Origin of the sequence: Roseofilum sp. SBFL (assembly GCF_017746885.1) — a bacterium.
In the GTDB taxonomy this organism is placed as follows: Bacteria; Cyanobacteriota; Cyanobacteriia; order Cyanobacteriales; family Desertifilaceae; genus Roseofilum.
In genome coordinates this window covers 43,747-59,517 of sequence record NZ_JAGHZH010000025.1, presented here as the reverse complement: position 1 = coordinate 59,517, position 15,771 = coordinate 43,747, and the positions used below count along the sequence as shown (strand labels likewise).

Below are 15,771 nucleotides of genomic sequence, written 5' to 3'. Positions count from 1 at the left end.
TTCACTCCTTTCAATGTTGGTCTTCTTTGGCTCAAGAATTGATGGATTCCAAGCCTCATAAGCGCTTATTTTTCCAGAAGGGATTAAAGGTTCTATCCCTTATACAGTCTACTCTTTAGCCTCCTTGTCATCCCTTAAGGAGAAGAAGTCTTGAATGACCAAATCGCTTGCCGCCTCAAACTGACCATTATTATCGAGATCGACGACTAAATCCGTACCATTGTGTAAAACCTGAGTTCCGGTTGCTGGTGGGGCATCTTCATCTTGTGGAGGTAAAGATAGGGTAACCTCTTCAACCTCAATGACATCAGCCGTACCGCCACTATCTTTAATTGTGGTTCCCACAGCATTGGCAGCGGTCAATTTATAAGTATCGCTACCACCACCAGCTTCCAGGCTTAATCCCGCAACTGCACCACCGGTAATCACATCATCAAACTGAGAACCAATCGCGCCTTCAAATCCAGAAATAATGTTCTCAAATTGACCCACCACTGTGATACCGGTTTCGAGGTTGATTTCTACACCGACAGAGGCTTCCACATAGGAGACGAAGTCTATACCAAACCCTCGCCACCAACACAGGAGTCATCCCCGTCGCCACCAACACAGGAGTCATTACCCTCGCCACCAATGAGGGTATCGTTATTATCTCCACCGTCTAAGGTGTCATTGCCATCTCCACCAACACAGGAATCATCGCCTGCACCGCCAGCGCAGGAGTCATTGCCGTCTCCACCAAAGCAAGTATCATCGCCATCTCCACCGTTCATGGTGTCATCTCCGTCAGCACCAGATATTCCAGAGATGCCTGAGAGTTTACCGGAACCGCCACCGGAACCGCCACCGGAACCGCCACCAGAACCAGATTTTTTAGTGCCGGAGCCAGATTTTCTAGATTTTCCAGATCCGCCAATGAGAACATCGTTACCATTGCCTCCCACTAGAGTATCTTCTCCACCTGCCCCAATGAGGATTTGTCCATTTGCGAGAGTACCGGTGATGCTACCTTGTGCTTGAGTATCGACGGAAATAATTGCTTGGCCAAGAGCAGGAATGGTGGCGGAAATTTCCAGAGCAAATTCGGCAATTTGACGATCGCTAAGTTCTGAAACGGATAGATTAAAGTGAGCTTCGAGTTCAGCTTTGTAGTTGACTTTGACAAAGGTCAGAGCTTCAACGGATAGGGTGGATTCAGCAGTAATGAATGCCATAGTTAATTCTCCTGATTCTGTGTATATAGCGCTGGGAAATTTCAGTGAGTCGGTGTAAATCAGTGAGCAATCTAAAAATGATTCACTGATTGATACCGATTACCCATTACCAGCGCAAAGCGCTATAGTCCACAGCGCTTGAGTCGCGATCCTAGGTAGGGCCATAAGCGCCCCCGTCTTCCCCAAGTGGGAAGATGGCCCTGGGGAGCGCCAAGATTAAAGGTCAGCTTGGCGTAGGCTAACCATGAGTGGTCGGGAGATCGCCAACCGACGCGATCGCCGAATTCTTCGTAGTTTTTGTCTAAAGACCGCCAAATGCGGTTTTGGACACTCAACCCAAAGTGACCGTTACTATAATGCACCCATAAGCGGTCAAGGGTTCGCAAGTCTCGACCCGGGAGGTATTTTACTTCCTCTTCCGTGAGGCTACCTTGGGAGGTGCGATCGCTGATTTCGAGTAAAATCTGGTCGGTTTGGCGATCGGCCCCCTGCCAGTCTCCAGTAGCGAGGAGTTGTTCTAAAGTACTATAGTCCATTCCTACCGCAGAACTCCATTTACGCTCGGTATCATTGATGGGAGGGGGGGCTTGCCAAGGAGGGGAAATGAGGACAATTCCCAATAGATCAAACCATTGTTCGATGGACTGGGGCCGGTCTTCGGGTTCGAGGGCCATGCCGGCTAAGATAGCGGTATTGATGCGATCGCTAATTACTGGGTTAATGTCCTGGGGAGGAATGAGGGGATCGCTTTGCTTGCGAGCCACGCGGCGATCGCGGTTAGTTGCCGACTCTGGCACTTCTTCGGTTAACAGTGCATAGAGGGTCGCTGCTAACGCGTAGACATCGGTGTAAGGGCCTCGAAAGGATTGCCAGTCATACTGTTCGATGGGCGCAAAGCCTCGGCTCACATAGGTGGTATGACCTTGAACTAAATTAGGCATAAATTTACGAGCCATGCCAAAGTCGATCAGTGTGGTTGAAGCTTCACCCTTGCGCCGTAAAATATTTAGCGGTTTAATATCCCGATGCAAAAACCCTTGATGATGGACGGTATTGAGAGCATCCCCAATTTGTTGGATATAGTGGAGGGCTTCGGCTTCAGGTAAGGCTCCTTCGGTATCTACTAGAGTACCCAAATTGGTTCCTTCAATGTACTCTAGTACGATACACCATAAGCGATCTTCCTGGATCAACTCTTCAACGCGAACAATATGGGGATGGGACGATTTGGCAATCCATAGAGCTTCATTGAGAAAGTCTTGTTGACATTTCTCGAAGTTTTTGTGATTGCGGATCTTCTCGTTGAGCGTTTTAATCACTACATTTTCGCCGGTTTGAGTTTGGGCGAGATAGGTGATCCCAAATCCACCTTCACCGAGTTTTCTCGCGATCGTATATTGACCATCTTGGAGTTGATGTCCCGTTTGCCACACCATATTGTTTGTTTCTTCCAGACCAACACAGAGGTTTGATTTTGGTATTATTTTAGTCGATTGGCGTTGGTAATTTGGAGGGGAGAATAAGAGCATACATACACCTAGCTAGTCGCGTTTAACGGGACATCACTTTAAGTTATGTCGATACCCCTCCTACAACTTCACTTTTTGGGATTACGGATTTTATTAAAAAACTTCAAATCAGGCGATATAAATTTCCGATTTGAGTGGTTCAAATCGGTAGATCGTAGAAAATCAGACCAGTGAATTTTCTTTGATCAAAGAATTTTATTGTGAACTCTACCTTTTTAGAACTATCAAGTCAATCCCACATCCACTTCTAGAAATCTTACTTGGTTGTTGAAGATTAAACTCGACTCGATACCATAGATTGAAGCAATCACTGCACCGGTGCTAATTCGATCGATTCTGGCTTCAAAACGACCGGTTCGGGTGACTGAAACATCATTAGCACTAATTCCTGCTAAACCAATGATATCATTTTCTTCATAGCCAAAAATTAGGGGTATATTTCTTGGGTCAGTTGCTAGAGAAGCCCGTAAAATATAAACATCAGCACCTGGCCCCCCACTCAAAATTCCGCCACCGCGATCGCCACTGAGGGTATCATTCCCTTCTCCTCCATCAATCATATCGTTGACTATACTTTGTCCACCCCAGATAAAATCATTACCTGCACCTCCGGTTAGCGAATCATCTCCTTGACCCCCTAAAATCAAATCATTCCCATCACCCCCTTGAATAGTATCGTTCCCTTCACCGCCAAAAAAGTAATCATTGCCGCGATCGCCATTTAGGATATCATTGCCCAAATCTCCATAGAGAAAATCATTTCCATCATTGCCACTGATAAGATCATCATTTTGTCCGCCATAACAGAGATCGTTACCCTCACCACCTATAATCGAATCATTACCCGTATTACCACTGAGTAAATCTCGTCCCCCTGCACCAGTTAAACAATCATTTCCTTCTAAACCAAACAAGTAGTCATTTCCTTCTTTTCCTAGGATTTCATCATTGTCTGCCGTTCCCAATAAGATGGCATCTCGGTCATCGGGTGCAATAATCGCTACCATGATCGGTTCTCCTTTTTTGTAGGGATTCTCAGTTAAAACTGTTGCGTTATGGACTATGGTAGGCCATTTTGCCTAAAAATAGAGGAATTCCAGTGCGATCGCCTCAATTTTAGTGTAATTCTTAACACTCTTGAATGCCATGACTTTTACCAATCACCCAATGGCGGCGGAAAAATCGGGCTAGGGAGGTTTCCTCTAGAGAGAGGTATATGGGACGACCATGGGGGCAGGTGTGGGGGTTGCGGGTTCGTTGCCACCGATCTAATATATCTTGCATTTCAGGTATCGTCAGAGGTGTACCGTTGCGTATGGCACTGCGGCAGGCTGTAGCAACTTGAGCGGTTTCTAGGTCTCCTCCGGCGGCAAGTTCTCGTAGAGCTTCGGCGCAATCCTCCCGTTGCTGGAGGAGTTGGGGAGCGTTGCGAATGGCGTGCAGACCTTCGCCAAAGGGGTCTACGTCTAAACCGATACGGATGAGTTGTTCGACTTCTTTGGGGGTGAGGTGGTTGAGGATGATGGGGGGATCGAGGGGAACGAGTTGCCAGCGATCGCACAATTCCTCGTATAAAATCCGCTCGTGGGCAATATGTTGCTCGACTAACCATAATCCCCCTGGATGCTCGGCGACGATATAGGTTTGGCGGATTTGGGCAACTGCCTTGAGTTCTAGGGGCGTGGGGGCATTGTTTTTGGGGGAAACTTGATAGGAACCCGACTTTTCCGAGGCTTTAAGCAGTTGACCGACGCGCTCTTGGTGGACGGCTTGAGGCAGGGTAATATCACTGAGTTTCAGAGCATCAGAAATGGCTTGCTGCACGGCTTCTTGGAGCGGTTTGAGGGGGTGCAGATAGATTTGAGATTTAGCGGGATGACGGTTCCAGTCGATGCGATCGCAGGATAGGTGCAAATGGAGAAAGAACACGGGGTAGCGTTTGTTGGGTACGGTGCGACTCATGGCGGCGATCGCCGTATTTTCCAGTTCCGGACATTGCACCAAACGCCCATTGACGGCAATTTTAACCCAATCGGGTTTACCGCGATGACAGCGATCGGGTAAGCCTAAGACTAATTCTAAGTTATCTGATTCTGGGTTCAATCCCTCCTGCTCTAGGGCAAGTTGCCGAAAGCAGAGATCGTTCACCTGTACATCCCGCAGCAGTTGGGGCAGAATGGATTGGGCATTCTTTCCTGGACTAATGGTAAACCAGGGGCGCGAGTCTTGGCTGACTTTCCAGGTAATGTCGGGATGACAGAGGGCGATATCTTGAATTAGGGTTTGAATGGCTCGCAGTTGTTGAGGAGGGGAGGGAAACCCTTGACGACGCAGTGCCCAAGTTTCAAACAGATGGGAAACTTCTACGATTGTACCCGAGGCGATCGCCACGGCATCAATGATATCCAGTTCCCCCAAAGCATTATACTTTACCCGCCATCCTTCCCCTGCACTGCCCCGACTCCAGATTTCCAGTTGCGAAAGTTGGGCTAAACTATGGAGCGCTTCGCCGCGAAAGCCTAAACTGGTAATGCGATCCAGGTCAGTGATGGTATGAATTTTACTGGTAGTATGCGATCGCGCCGCTTGAATGAGATCTTCTCGATTCATTCCCTCACCATTATCAGCTACTCTGACACGCCATTGTTGCGGCCAAATCTCGATTTCCAGACGCGTTGCACCCGCATCGAGGGCATTTTCCGCTAATTCTCGAACCACGGCGGCGATCGAGTCAATCACCTCACCCGCAGCGATCCGATGTACCACATCTGGCGGTAAGGATTGGATGGTAGAGACAGGAGAATCGATAATGGATCGGGAAATCTAAACACCTTCCCTATTTTCGCATATGGCGCTACAGGCTGGAATCAAGGGTGAGGCGATCGCTCGTTCTTATAGAGTTTAATCCCTAGGCTTCTAGCGTGTGTAGGATAGATGGTAAACTGCTGAGGCACAGAAAGAGACAGGGAGAATAGGCAATAGAGTCTTATCCTCCCATTCCCCCACTCCCCCAAACCCAACCATGCTTACCGTTGCCATCCCCAAAGGGGCATTACTCAAAGAAACGATTCAACTGCTCCAGCAAGTGGGCCTCGATTTTAGTGCCTTTCTGGACTCCAGTAACCGTCAACTGCAAATTGTCGATCCGACGGGAACGATGAAAGGGCTATTGGTTCGTGCCCAAGATGTGCCTGTTTATGTCGAATATGGGCAAGCCCAATTGGGCATTGTGGGCTATGATGTGCTGCGCGAAAAGAAATCAGCCGTTGCCCAACTTGCCGATCTCGGTTTTGGCTATTGCCGCATGTCTGTGGCAGTGAAACAGTCGAGTCCCTATCAAGATGTACTCGATTTACCTGCCCATTGCCGAGTTGCGTCTAAATCGGTTAATTGTGCCAAGGAATATTTCCATGGCTTAGACTTACCTGTAGAGATCATCCCGTTATATGGTTCAGTAGAATTGGGCCCGATTACTGATATGTCAGAGGCAATCGTCGATTTAGTCTCTACGGGCAAAACTTTAAAGGAAAACGGGTTAGTGGAAATTAAGAAGTTATTTGATAGTACGGCTTATCTAATTGCCCATCCCCTTAGTTATCGCCTGAATGTAGAAGATATCGATCGTTGGATGACCCAATTACGGGGCACGGCAATGAATACTTATAATTAAACGATTCTAATTAAGCGATTCGGGGTGCGGGTTGATAAAGGTGATGGCTTGATCTGCTGATGGGTTGCAGAACTTGCCCCCACATCAACTCCCCAGTCAATTGCTGATCATAGGGAATCGTCTGGAGAACAAAAGGCATCGCACAGTGCCGAAATTCTGTATCCTAAGCATAGGAGAACTAGTCTAAGTGTCCATTGGCGCTCATTGGCATAGCTTCTCATATATTTGTGCCCGATTGAAAGTCTTAAGGTTTAAAAGGTCAACCCGTATGATGGCAACAGGTGAGTCCAAATCCCAAATTAATCTATTGACCATGTTCCGCTTGGGACTCTTTCAAATGGGTTTAGGGATTATGTCCCTGCTCACGTTGGGTGTGATTAATCGGGTGATGATTGATGAGCTGAAAGTGCCCGCTTTGATTGCATCAGGGGCGATCGCCGCCCATCAGTTTGTTTCTCCTGCACGCATCTGGTTTGGCCAACTTTCGGATGCGAAACCGATCGCCGGTTACCATCGTACGGGCTATGTTTGGATGGGCACTCTACTGTTTACCACGACTTCATTTATTGCCCTGCAAGTGGTTTGGCAACTGGGCAATAGTGCCGCTACCCTGGGATGGACTCTCCCTACCTACACTTGGGCGGCTTTGTTGGCGCTCGTCTTTGTTTTCTATGGATTAGCCTTAAGTGCCAGTTCTACGCCGTTTGCGGCACTCTTATTTGATGTTTCTGATGACCGGAATCGATCGAAATTAGTCAGTATTGTCTGGTCTATGTTAATGGTGGGGATTGTCGTTGGGGCGATCATTAGTAGTAGTTTATTAAAACAGTTAGGCTTAGATGCTCCTCCGGAAGACCTGCAAGCATCGATTAATCGTCTGTTTATTATTGTGCCAGCTTTGGTGTGCTTTCTGACCGTTGTCGGAACCCTAGGAATCGAGAAAAAATACTCGCTTTATGGCGATCGCTCCAGCGCCGCGAACCGAGAAGATCAAATTACCTTGGGCAATGCCTTAAAAATCCTGACTGCCAGTCGCCAAACCGGGATTTTCTTCACCTTTCTCCTGTTCATGAGCATTAGCTTGTTTATGCAAGATCCCGTCTTGGAACCCTACGGCGGGGAAGTCTTCCAGATGCCCATCTCAGAAACCGCTCGACTCAATGCCTTTTTTGGTATGGGAACTTTGATTGGTATTGCTTCAACCGGTTTTTTAATTACCCCTCACTTAGGCAAACAACGCACCTGTTTTAGCGGCTGTGTGGCAACAGCATTTTGTTCGGGATTCCTCTTATTTTCTGGGTTTACCGGCAATCCTCAAGCCCTAATGTTGAGCCTATTTCTATTTGGCTTAAGCTCTGGAGTCTTAACAGCCGGAGCAGTCGGTTTAATGCTCGATTTAACTGCTGCGGAAACTGCCGGAACGTTTATTGGCGCTTGGGGGTTAGCCCAGGCAATGGCACGAGGAGGCGCAACCGTGTTAGGAGGAGCCGTATTAGATCTGGGAAAAGCCCTGTTTTCTGAGCCGGTATTGTCCTACGGTTTGGTGTTTGTAGTGCAAGCGGGGGGCTTGATTGCCGCCACCTGGCTCTTGAACCGGGTGAATATCCGCGAGTTCCAGGAAAATACGAAGGAGGCGATCGCTCTAGTCATGGAAGGAGATTTAGACGGATAGTAGCGCTCAAAACATCATTGTAAGTTGTATTAACCATAGCAATTGTTGGATCGAATACGCTAGTCTTGCAACGCTCAAGTCCCGTTTCAGGTTAGGAAACTCTCAAAAATGCCCAATAAGTTTTGGTCGGATGTCAATAGCTTTGCCAAGGTTATTCCTGGTTATGCTAAAGTCGAAGGCATGGTAGATGAGCATCTACGTGCCCATGTTCAGCCCATACGCGGTTCCATATTTGACGAAGAGATGGTCATGACATCGAATACCTATCAACTCCCTTTAACGTTTGAACAAATAGTCATTTTAGTTCAACAACTGAAGGACGAGAAGATTTCTTGAGAGTTGTCAAATCCCATAGTCACTTTGTCAAGGTGGAATCTCAAGTTGAAATTTGTCGAGATGTCGATGACAATAAATTTTTAGAATTAGCGATTGATTCTAGCGCCGTATTTCTGATTACTGGAGATCGAGATTTATTATCCTTAAAAGCTCAGATTGAATATCAAGAAATAATTGTTACTCCTAGAGATTTTTTGGAGATGATGGCGATGAGGGGCCGAAAAATGTACCCATACAGAGCTTCGCGCTGCTATGAGGTGCATTGTTGATCATAGATGTGAGTTGTCATTGCGACCGCAGGGAAGCAATCGCCAAGATTGGGGGATTTTGCGATTGCTTCATTCCACTTCGTTCCATTCGCAATGACTGATCTCAATGAGACTGTATTCCGTTACAGCGCTTTGCGCTGTATCTTAGAGCTGCTCTGAATTGTATTGTGATTGTATTGGCTCGACAAGCTTAAGAGCGTAGGGTGGGCAAGGTGTAGTGTAGAAATTGAGGTTTTCACCAAGATGCTTGCCTACACCTACAGCTAAAAAACTTGGCTTAAACGCTTCAGAATGGCTAAAACATCATACAGTTCATTGTCGGGATTAATTAAGGAGAACAGTTTAGAGGTTCTGTACTGGACTGTGGGAGTATGAGAGGCTTTGAGAAAGAGAAATTCATTGCCATTGGTAATCATGCCAAATGTGGGGTGTTGCAGTTCCGGGTTGCCTAACAGATAGCTTAAGGTTTGAGGAATGGCACGGGTAACGGCAAAATCACTGCGTTTGGATTCAATTACAACGAGCCACAATCGGTTTTTAACGACGAGGATATCTATTCTGCCTCGAATCATGAGTCCTTCGTCTTCTAGTTCAATTTCGATGCTGGTTTCTGTTTCGATGCGAAAAGGACGACGGTAAAATCCAGCACAATCGAGCAAGGGAGCGAGGATGACCATTTTAACGGTGTTTTCCAGTAACGGGGGGTCGTCCATCAAGTCTTGAAAATTGGCTTTCACGCGATCGAGCGTTTGTTGTTCAATCTCCGTTAAAGAAGGAAGGGGTTCTGACCATTCGGTAAAAAATTCGCTATCTTTAGCGACTTGCAGTCCCAAGGTTTGTTTGAGAGTTCCCAGGGTAATGTTTTGTGCAGAAAGAGTTTGAGCCATAATCAGTCATGAATAATGAGTCATTTGACTTACTCAGTGATGACACGCCAAATCGTATTACGAGAACTAATATTTTGGAGTTTAAACAAAACTATTATAGTACCGTATTTTCGAGATATATTGGAAAAATACACAAAAAATCAAGATAAAACCTCGATGTATATCAACCCATTTATATGGAGGGGGGAAAATCCGTGGTAGCACAAGTCGAAAATCCAACGTATGAGAGCCAAACCCAGGCGATCGCCAAACAACTTCTCGCAGCGCAAGGGGAAAAACGCTCCATCTTTGCCCAGATGCGAGACCAAATGCGCTGGGATGATAAGCTTCTAGACTGGGCCATGAGTAACCCAGGGCTGCGGGTGCAATTGTTCCGGTTTATTGATTGTTTACCTGCATTGCGCTCTAAGGCAGAAGTGGCGCGGCATTTGCAGGAATATATGACAACTGAGGCGGTCGAATTACCTGGCGCATTGAAGGGGATTCTTAATTTTACCAATGCTGATTCGATGCCGGGACAAGTGGCAGCAACAACTGTATCGACTGCGGTAGAAACCTTGGCGCGGAAATACATTGCTGGGGAAACTGCGGGGCAGGTGCTGAAAACTGTAGAAAATCTTCGCAAAGAGAAGATGGCATTTACCCTAGATTTACTGGGGGAAGCGGTGATTACGGAAACGGAAGCCAAAGCCTATCTGCAAGGCTATATCGATCTGATCGATCGCCTCACGGAAGCTGCGGCACGCTGGAAAACAATCCCCGAAATTGATGAAGCAGATGGGGAACCCTTGCCCAAGGTGCAAGTTTCCGTGAAGCTGACAGCGTTTTATTCTCAGTTCGATCCCTTGGATGCTGAGGGGTCTAAGCAACGGGTTATGGAGCGTATTCGCACCCTCCTGCGCCATGCCCAAGAAAAGGAGGCTGCTATCCATTTCGATATGGAGCAGTATGTCTATAAAGATATTACCCTGGCGATTCTTAAGGAACTGTTACTCGAAGAGGAATTTAAAACCCGTACTGATATCGGGGTAACGCTACAAGCTTATCTACGCGAGTCAGAAGCAGACTTAAACGATCTGATTGCTTGGGCTAAACAACGGGGAAATCCGATTACCATTCGCTTGGTGAAAGGGGCATATTGGGATCAGGAAACCATTCAAGCGGTGCAACATAACTGGCCGCAACCCGTGTTTGATGATAAAGTTGCTACCGATGCTAACTTTGAATTGCTCACGCGCCTGCTGTTGGAAAACCATGAAGTTCTCAATGCTGCCATTGGTTCCCATAATGTGCGATCGCAAGCTAGGGCGATCGCCATTGCCGAAACCCTGAACATTCCTCGCCGTCGCATTGAATACCAAGTGCTGTATGGAATGGGCGATCGCCTCGCTAAAGCAATGGTTAACCGAGGGTTGCGAGTGCGGATGTATGCTCCCTACGGCAGTCTCCTCCCCGGTATGGCGTATTTGATTCGCCGCTTACTGGAAAATACCGCAAACAGTTCCTTCTTACGGCAAAGTCAAGAAGACCGCCCCATTGAAGAATTAATCGCGCCTCCAGTGGTTCAAACTACGGGATCTCGACCCCAGAAAACCACAGTGTTTAAGAATGCGGCAGATACGGACTACGCCCAAGTTGCTAACCGGGAACGGGCACAAGCCGCTTTAAACACGGTACGTCCGCAGCTCGGAAAAACCATTCTGCCTTATATTAATGGCGAGTTTGTCCAAACAGCAGAGAGTGTTAATTCTGTCAATCCCTCTGACCCCACGGAGTTAGTGGCCAAAATTGGTTTGGCTTCCGTGGAACAAGCGGAAGCAGCACTTAATGCCGCTAAAGCAGCGTTTCCCGGTTGGAAAGCGACTCCCGCAGCAGAACGGGCGCGAATTCTGCGAAAAGCAGCCGATCTGATGGAAGAGCGCCGCGCAGAACTGTCGGTTTGGGTGATGCTGGAAGTGGGAAAAGCGCTGCAACAGGTGGATGCAGAGGTTTCCGAGGCGATCGATTTTTGTCGCTATTATGCTGATGAAATGGAACGGCTCGATCGCGGCCATAATTATGATATTGCTGGGGAAAATAACCGCCTGACGTATCAACCGCGAGGCATCGCCCTAGTGATTTCCCCCTGGAATTTCCCGATCGCCATTACCACAGGGATGACAGTAGCAGCGCTGGTAACGGGTAACTGCGTGATTCTCAAGCCTGCGGAGGTGAGTAGCGCGATCGCCGCCCAACTGATGGAAGCTCTAATTGAAGCCGGAATTCCCAAAGGAGTATTTCAATTTTTACCTGCCAAAGGCTCAACGGTTGGGGCACATTTGGTCAAACACAAGGATGTGCATATGATTGCCTTTACCGGTTCCCAGGAAGTCGGCTGTAAAATCTATGCCGATGCTGCCCTTCTGCAACCGGGACAAAAACACATGAAGCGTGTCATTGCCGAGATGGGCGGTAAGAATGCCGTTATTGTCGATGAGAGTTGTGATTTAGACCAAGCCGTGCAAGGGGTAGTGGATTCTGCCTTTGGCTATAGCGGTCAAAAATGTTCGGCTTGTTCGCGGGCGATCGTTCTGGAACCGGTGTATGATACCTTCTTAGAGCGGTTTGTAGAAGCGACCAAATCCTTGAATGTAGGGCCAGCCCACTATCCGGGTACGAAGGTGGGCCCCGTAGTCGATGAAACCTCGATGAAGCGGATTCAGGAATATATTGCCATTGGCAAACAAGAAGCCAAAGTTGCCCTAGAAATGCTCGCGCCCAATGTTTCCAATGCCAAAGAGGGCTATTATGTCGGCCCCACGATCTTCCAGGATGTGTCCCCGACGGCTAGAATTGCCCAGGAAGAGATTTTTGGCCCCGTAGTTGCGGTGATTAAGGCTAAAACCTTCCAGGACGCTCTAGACATTGCCAATAATACCAATTTTGCCCTTACGGGAGGTCTCTATTCCCGTACGCCAAGCCATATTGACCAAGCCATGGCCGAGTTTGAAGTGGGCAACTTGTATATTAACCGCAATACGACCGGGGCGATCGTTTCCCGGCAACCCTTTGGCGGCTTCAAGCTCTCCGGAGTCGGTTCTAAAGCGGGTGGCCCGGATTACCTGATCCAGTTCTTAGAACCCCGCGCAATTACGGAAAACGTGCAGCGTCAAGGGTTCGCCCCCATCGAAGGAAACGAGTAAGTTACTGAATAATTAATAATTCCGGTTAAAAACCTGCTCTTTAGCACCAACCCTCTCTCTAAAAGGGAGAGGTAATTATTGATTATTAATGGTTAATTGCTGAAGCGATTTCTAGAAGGAAAATCGAGTTTTTTGCAAAATTCCCAATTTCAAATCCTCAATCGACAAAAATTTTGCCTCAAACAAGGCTAACATATCTTTAGGCTTAGGATTACCACGGGATTCTCCCCTCATTCCCATGGCAATCAGTAAAGCACAATAGCCTTGAGTTTTACGACACTGATCGTCCCAGTTTTGCCGATTTTTCTGGTATGTAGAAGTGACTTCAAATTCATCAAACAAGTATAAGTCTCCATCTCCAGTTTGAATAATTCCCAGATCAAATGTTGTTTCTGTATAGGGATCTTCTCCCACATGAAATCCAATTCCCTCCAATCCATCAAAAGCTTCTAAATCTCGGATTAAGGTCTTGGCATTCCGTTTACTGGTTTGAACGATCGCCACCGGTAATCCAGCTCCAACCCCTCGGATATCTTCCGGTGCAGCCGGGTAAAATTGAACCTGTTCGCGAATCTGTTCCCAAGTTGCCCAACTGAGAATATCGAGGCGACAGAGGGCATTGTCAGGAATCAAATCATAGTGGAGAAAGGGGCCATCAAGATCTTCCTCCTCTTCTTCATCTTCTTCTAAACCATTCATCATGGCATCAAGTTCTAGGGAAACTTCTGGCAGGGTTTCTACTTTAACCAAAAGGGAAGATTTTGATTCTTCAGCCGTTTTGGGCAAAGAAATACGGTAGCGTTGGCTAAGGCTTTCAAAAGACTCTGTATCGAGAGAGTTACGAGTGGATTTGAAAAATCGATGTAACGCTTCTAACGCTACCATCATGGCTACTGGTTCTCGATCGTATAAGGTAGTGCGTAAGCCTTCGAGGGGATGAATTACGCCGAAAGAGGCTTCAATTTCTGACCAAGGGAGCAGCTCAAGGATACATTCTTCTTCAGCTAGATCGCTTAAGGGAGAATCGGGTTTTAGCTCGAAGGTCAGAAAAAAACAGTCTTGATGGAAGAGGGCACTTTCAATATCTTCCATGGTGGTATGGTCGAGCAAAGCTTGACGAAATTGTTTGAGAGAGTCTAGGGAACGGTAGAGCAAAATTCCATATTCTTCACCGAGCATTCCTAGAATAGAGACATAAAATTTCTCAATGTCCCATTGATTTAATTGCACGGAAATAATTTGATGTTCAGCTAGATTTTGCCACGGTTGAACTTGCCAAATTTTTTCAGCACTTTTAGATAGGAATGTGAGATATTTGGGCGCAACATGAGGCGTTTGTTGGATTACTTCTTCGGCCATTTGTTGAAAGAGATGCTCGATGAGGGGTAACTGGGGCCGATATTCAATATCAATGTCTAGGTCTTGTAATACCCCTCGCAGATAAAATTGAATTTCGCGATCGCACACTACAATTTTTTTGGGCCGACTCGGTTGACTTGGAGCAGGCGGCGCTTCCATTGCCTTGAGGAGCGCTCGGACAAGGGCCTCCGGGCCAGTTTGAGGATTCACCATTTCCATCGATCGCACCACCCCTTCTGAGCCATCTACCCATAAAATACATTCAGGCTGAAATCCTTCCTTTAGGGCGATCGGTATGATTCTTCGGTCTGCTTCCCAAATACTCTCTCCTGGTTGAGGTAGCTGTTGAAGACGGCGACAGGTGGAGGGGGTTAGGGTGATCATAGGATTGTGTCTAGCAATAGTATCAGTTCCAGGGTCTACATGGACTCTAGATCCTGATTTTAATCGCGATCGCGTGGCTCCTGGCCATTAAGTTTATGATTACCAGTGTAGCTTTCTCTGCTGCAAGGGGAGTTGACTCGATACAATAAGGATTAAGTTAAGGATTAAGTTGACATCAGGAGTTCAGGTATACAGCTATGACCCAAACTATGGAGAGTTCTAAACGCGGCATCATGATGACCGATGCTGCTCTCGAGCAGGTGCAATCTTTACGAGAAAAGCAAGGCAACGATCTCTGCTTGCGTGTGGGGGTTCGCCAAGGGGGATGCTCCGGTCTGTCTTATACGATGGATTTTGAAACCGTCGATCGGATTAAAGACAATGATGAGGTCTTTGATTATGATGGCTTTAAGGTGATTTGCGATCCCAAGAGTATGCTCTATCTCTATGGATTGGTTCTCGATTACAGTAATGCTCTGATTGGGGGCGGGTTTCAGTTTACCAATCCCAATGCCACTCAATCCTGTGGTTGTGGTAGCTCTTTTTCTGCCTAGAGTTTAAGTGCCCATTTTCTGTTAAACTGTGTGGTTGGTCAAATTCAGGTGCAGTTAAGCCTGAATTTGACCCAATTAATGTTTTGCACCTAAGCCGGTTATGACTCAGACAGCAGAAGACTTGTTTAATGAAGGGATTGAACGCTACAAGAAGGGAGAAAGTCCCGCCACGTTGATTCCCTTATTTAAGGATATTTGCGATCGCTCCCCCAAACAAAGTACCGCCTGGACTTGTTTGGCTTGGTTATACTTACTCGAAGATAAACCCAAATCGGCTTATAAAGCAGCTCAAAAAGCGGTTAAACTCAATCCTGAAGACCCCCAAGCGAGAGTAAATATGGCAGCCGCGATGCTGGAAACGAATAAAAGTGGAGTCCGCGAACATATTGATATAGCCCAGCGTTTGATTATGGCAGTCTCGGAATATCGCCAGGAAATTGAAGAGAATTGTAAAGAAGGATTAAATAGAAAACCCGACTGGCAAAACCTCCAGAGAATATATGATTGGCTATTTTTGAGTTAAATCAAGGCTTGTGGGATTTATCAACAGCAATGATTAGGTAATTATTCTGATTGAATAATCGTATAAAACTTCATGATTATATACAGAATTTAACCCAATTTCCCGATTTCTAATGATAAGATTTGATGAACTCAGACATAAGGTTAATATATAAACCAGTCTGAGGGCGTATATTTTTTAACATGAAGTCAA

Annotated in this window: 14 protein-coding genes; 7 read left to right on the top strand and 7 right to left on the bottom strand. The window is 46.8% G+C overall.

What is annotated here, in order from left to right:
* Positions 1 to 108 precede the first annotated feature (108 nt).
* The 5 genes from J7545_RS02500 to mutL form a co-directional block, all read right to left on the bottom strand.
* A complete protein-coding gene (locus J7545_RS02500; protein WP_318700531.1) occupies positions 109 to 543 on the bottom strand; it encodes a hypothetical protein in 435 nt (144 codons plus the stop codon).
* Between the two features lie 14 nt (positions 544 to 557).
* Positions 558 to 1,214 carry a calcium-binding protein gene (locus J7545_RS02495; RefSeq protein ID WP_318700530.1) on the bottom strand — a complete coding sequence of 219 codons (657 nt, stop codon included), beginning with the start codon at positions 1,212 to 1,214 and terminating at the stop codon, positions 558 to 560.
* 122 nt (positions 1,215 to 1,336) lie between these two features.
* Positions 1,337 to 2,650: a serine/threonine-protein kinase gene (locus tag J7545_RS02490; RefSeq protein WP_318700529.1), complete on the bottom strand. Its 1,314-nt coding sequence runs from the start codon at positions 2,648 to 2,650 to the stop codon at positions 1,337 to 1,339.
* 317 nt (positions 2,651 to 2,967) lie between these two features.
* The gene (locus J7545_RS02485; protein WP_318719090.1) at positions 2,968 to 3,750 is read right to left on the bottom strand and encodes a calcium-binding protein; all 783 of its coding nucleotides are present in this window, start codon (positions 3,748 to 3,750) and stop codon (positions 2,968 to 2,970) included.
* A 121-nt stretch (positions 3,751 to 3,871) separates the two neighbouring features.
* The gene (mutL, locus tag J7545_RS02480) at positions 3,872 to 5,551 is read right to left on the bottom strand and encodes a DNA mismatch repair endonuclease MutL (RefSeq protein WP_413038677.1); all 1,680 of its coding nucleotides are present in this window, start codon (positions 5,549 to 5,551) and stop codon (positions 3,872 to 3,874) included.
* A gap of 214 nt (positions 5,552 to 5,765) precedes the next feature.
* On the opposite strand from mutL, the gene hisG reads away from it, so the two are divergent.
* The 4 genes from hisG to J7545_RS02460 all read left to right on the top strand — a co-directional run bounded on the left by hisG (position 5,766) and on the right by J7545_RS02460 (position 8,690).
* Positions 5,766 to 6,413 (top strand): ATP phosphoribosyltransferase, encoded by a 648-nt coding sequence (hisG, locus tag J7545_RS02475; protein WP_318700527.1) that lies wholly within the window; start codon positions 5,766 to 5,768, stop codon positions 6,411 to 6,413.
* 268 nt (positions 6,414 to 6,681) lie between these two features.
* Positions 6,682 to 8,085: a BCD family MFS transporter gene (locus J7545_RS02470; RefSeq protein ID WP_318700526.1), complete on the top strand. Its 1,404-nt coding sequence runs from the start codon at positions 6,682 to 6,684 to the stop codon at positions 8,083 to 8,085.
* Between the two features lie 108 nt (positions 8,086 to 8,193).
* The gene (locus tag J7545_RS02465; protein WP_318700525.1) at positions 8,194 to 8,421 is read left to right on the top strand and encodes a hypothetical protein; all 228 of its coding nucleotides are present in this window, start codon (positions 8,194 to 8,196) and stop codon (positions 8,419 to 8,421) included.
* Complete coding sequence (locus J7545_RS02460; RefSeq protein WP_318700524.1) at positions 8,418 to 8,690, top strand: putative toxin-antitoxin system toxin component, PIN family; 273 nt, start codon at positions 8,418 to 8,420, stop codon at positions 8,688 to 8,690. The genes J7545_RS02465 and J7545_RS02460 overlap by 4 nt, the downstream gene beginning before the upstream one ends.
* A gap of 263 nt (positions 8,691 to 8,953) precedes the next feature.
* Here J7545_RS02460 and J7545_RS02455 read toward each other — a convergent pair whose 3' ends face one another.
* The gene (locus J7545_RS02455; protein ID WP_318699147.1) at positions 8,954 to 9,577 is read right to left on the bottom strand and encodes a type I restriction enzyme HsdR N-terminal domain-containing protein; all 624 of its coding nucleotides are present in this window, start codon (positions 9,575 to 9,577) and stop codon (positions 8,954 to 8,956) included.
* A gap of 194 nt (positions 9,578 to 9,771) precedes the next feature.
* Between J7545_RS02455 and pruA the strand changes: the two genes are divergently transcribed.
* On the top strand, positions 9,772 to 12,759 hold the full coding sequence (gene pruA, locus J7545_RS02450; RefSeq protein WP_318719088.1) for an L-glutamate gamma-semialdehyde dehydrogenase: 2,988 nt from the start codon (positions 9,772 to 9,774) through the stop codon (positions 12,757 to 12,759).
* Between the two features lie 111 nt (positions 12,760 to 12,870).
* On the opposite strand, the gene J7545_RS02445 is transcribed toward pruA, so the two are convergent.
* Positions 12,871 to 14,502, bottom strand: a complete 1,632-nt coding sequence (locus J7545_RS02445) for a DUF6930 domain-containing protein (protein WP_318699149.1) — start codon at positions 14,500 to 14,502, stop codon at positions 12,871 to 12,873.
* A gap of 197 nt (positions 14,503 to 14,699) precedes the next feature.
* On the opposite strand from J7545_RS02445, the gene J7545_RS02440 reads away from it, so the two are divergent.
* Together J7545_RS02440 and J7545_RS02435 are read left to right on the top strand one after the other, a co-directional pair.
* The gene (locus tag J7545_RS02440) at positions 14,700 to 15,056 is read left to right on the top strand and encodes an iron-sulfur cluster assembly accessory protein (RefSeq protein ID WP_318719087.1); all 357 of its coding nucleotides are present in this window, start codon (positions 14,700 to 14,702) and stop codon (positions 15,054 to 15,056) included.
* 100 nt (positions 15,057 to 15,156) lie between these two features.
* Positions 15,157 to 15,579, top strand: coding sequence for a tetratricopeptide repeat protein (locus J7545_RS02435; RefSeq protein WP_318719086.1), 423 nt, complete (start codon positions 15,157 to 15,159; stop codon positions 15,577 to 15,579).
* Positions 15,580 to 15,771 lie beyond the last annotated feature (192 nt).